General features: G+C 69.9%; 2 protein-coding genes. Both read left to right on the top strand.

Features of this window, described 5'->3' with window-relative positions; translation table 11 throughout:
* Positions 1-210: 210 nt before the first annotated feature.
* Positions 211-1,692 carry a condensation domain-containing protein gene (locus ACFWF3_RS33080; RefSeq protein WP_379317848.1) on the top strand — a complete coding sequence of 494 codons (1,482 nt, stop codon included), beginning with the start codon at positions 211-213 and terminating at the stop codon, positions 1,690-1,692.
* A 4-nt stretch (positions 1,693-1,696) separates the two neighbouring features.
* Positions 1,697-2,196 (top strand): glycosyltransferase (locus tag ACFWF3_RS33075; protein ID WP_379317846.1); only part of this gene is annotated, 500 nt, incomplete at its 3' end.

Here is a 2,196-nt window from a genome sequence, read left to right as displayed (position 1 = left end):
GTGCTGCTCTCAGCAGTATGACATATACGATCAATCTCGGCGAGGCTTCACGGAAATGTCTTCACCGCCGAAGTTCAACGCTGCTGGTGACACAGTGCGGTGTTCTCCTCCCCCATCCTTCCGCCGCTTCGGCATGCATTCGTCACGAGGTGAACCGGTCATGGAATACACCACCAGTCCGAATTCGAAATCCGTTCAGGCGCTTTGTCGATGTGGACGCCCGAGCTCGCCGCCGACGCGTGGCAGCCCGACGATCGCCCGCTCACCAGCGTGCACGCCGATTACTGCGCGCGCGTCGATCCCACCGATCCGCTGCCCGGTCGCGGGCGCTGGATCGGCACCGTCTTCGAGATGGACGCCCCGCTCGACGGTCCCACCTGGCGTGAGACGCTGCGGCGCTGGCATGCCAGGCACGAGGGTCTGCGCACCACGGTGACCACCGCATCGGCGGGCGAGCCGCGCAGACTCGTCGCCGCGCCCACCGCCGTCGACATCACCGAACAGCCCGTTGCCGACTGCACCGACGGTACCCGGATCAACGAATTCCTCAGCGGCACACTCGAAGAGCGCCTGTCGCCACTGGTGTGGCCGCACTGCCTGGCCGCCACGGTCGAGCACGCAGGCACCGGTGACTTCACCGTCCTCGTCGCGGCCGATCATTCCGTGATGGACGCCTACGCCCAGGCCATCCTGATCCTCGAACTGCGCACGCTCTACCGGGAGGTCATGGCGGGCGAGGCGTCGCGCGAGGCGGTCACCTTCGGTAGCGCGGCCGACTTCGCCGTCCTGGAGCGAGCGAGCGCGGCCGAACTCGGTCCGGATTCGCCCGCGGTCGCGACGTGGCGCGAATTCCTCGCCGACGGTGCCATGCCGCGCTTCGCCCCGCAGGCCCAGCGGCCCGTGCGCGCGGATCTGCCCCAGCCCAGTGTGTCGCGACGGCTGCTCGATCTCCCCGAACTCGAGCAGGTCGAAGCGGTCCTCGACCAGGTGCGGCACCGGATGTCGGTGGCGGTGTTCGCCGCGCTGGCGGTGGCCAATCAGCGGCGGTTCGGCGCGGACCGGATGCGTACCGCGATGCCGATCGCGACCCGCCCCGATCTGCGCTGGCTGGAGTCGATGGGCTGGTTCGTCAATGTGGTCCCGGTCGATATCGCGCTCACCCCCGGTGTCGGCATCGCCGGAGCCATGGATCTGGCGCGGGCCGCGCTGCGTCGTTCACGCACCGCCAACGACGCCTCCTGGTCGCGCGTCCTCGACCTGCTCGATGTCGCCGAGACGCCGCGTTTCGGCATCGCTTTCCTCGACATCCGCGTACTGCCCGGCTACGAATTGGTCGCCGACCTGCGCGGACGGACCCTGCGGGCCGAGTCGTACTCGGCCGACGAGGTGTTCCTGTGGGTTGTGCGCGCCGCCGACGGCCTGTACGTGTCGACACGGTATCCGGCCGGCTTCCCCGCCGAGGTCATGGACGAGTTCCTGACCGCGTTCGGTCAGGCACTGTCGTCGATCACGGCCGCGGTGCACGCGGATCCGGCGGTCGACCAGGCCGGCGCCGGACAGCCGTCCGCAGCGGTTCATGCGGGGTCGGCGGCCGACGGACTGCCGCCGTCGGTCGTGGCGGAAACACCGATGCCGACCGATGCCCGAGCACTGCGAGCCGACACGCTGCGTGTCGCCGTGCAGACGGGGTGAGCGGATGCGCCCCCTGTTGGCCTTCACCGGCAGCCGAGGAGACGCCCAGCCCGGCATCCTGCTGGCTCGTGCGCTGCGTGCGCGCGGTCACGACGTGACCTTGGCGCTCGCCCCGAACCTCGTCGCCTTCGCCCGTGACCACGGGGTTGCGGCGGTGCCGTTCGGCTGCGATACGGCCGACCTCTTGGTGGCACAGCGCACCGATCGACGGTTCGCCGGCCGCGATCCGCGCGCCCGGCTACGGGCGCTGTTCGATCTGCAACGGCGTGGCGTGCCCGAGCAGCTTCACGACCTGCGTGCACTGGCACCCGGACATGACCTGGTGGTCGCGGGGATGGCAGGCGAGGAAGTGGCCGAGTCGGTGGCGCGGGCGCTCGGACTGCCGTTCGCGGCGGTGCACTTCTTCCCGATCCAGCCGAACAGTACGGTCCCGGTCGCGCCGGTGCGCTGGGCGGACCGGCTTCCCGGGTTCGTGCACCGAGGGGGGTGGTCGCTCCTGGCATG

This window comes from Nocardia sp. NPDC060220 (genome assembly GCF_042727815.1).
GTDB lineage: Bacteria > Actinomycetota > Actinomycetes > Mycobacteriales > Mycobacteriaceae > Nocardia.
The sequence above is the reverse complement of the archived record's forward strand: the minus strand, read 5'-3'. Positions and strand labels throughout refer to the sequence as shown.

What these genes read in the sequence shown, in the direction of transcription:
- ACFWF3_RS33080 (WP_379317848.1), top strand. Translation starts at nt 211, where the DNA reads ATGTGGACGCCCGAGCTCGCCGCCGACGCGTGGCAGCCCGACGATCGC.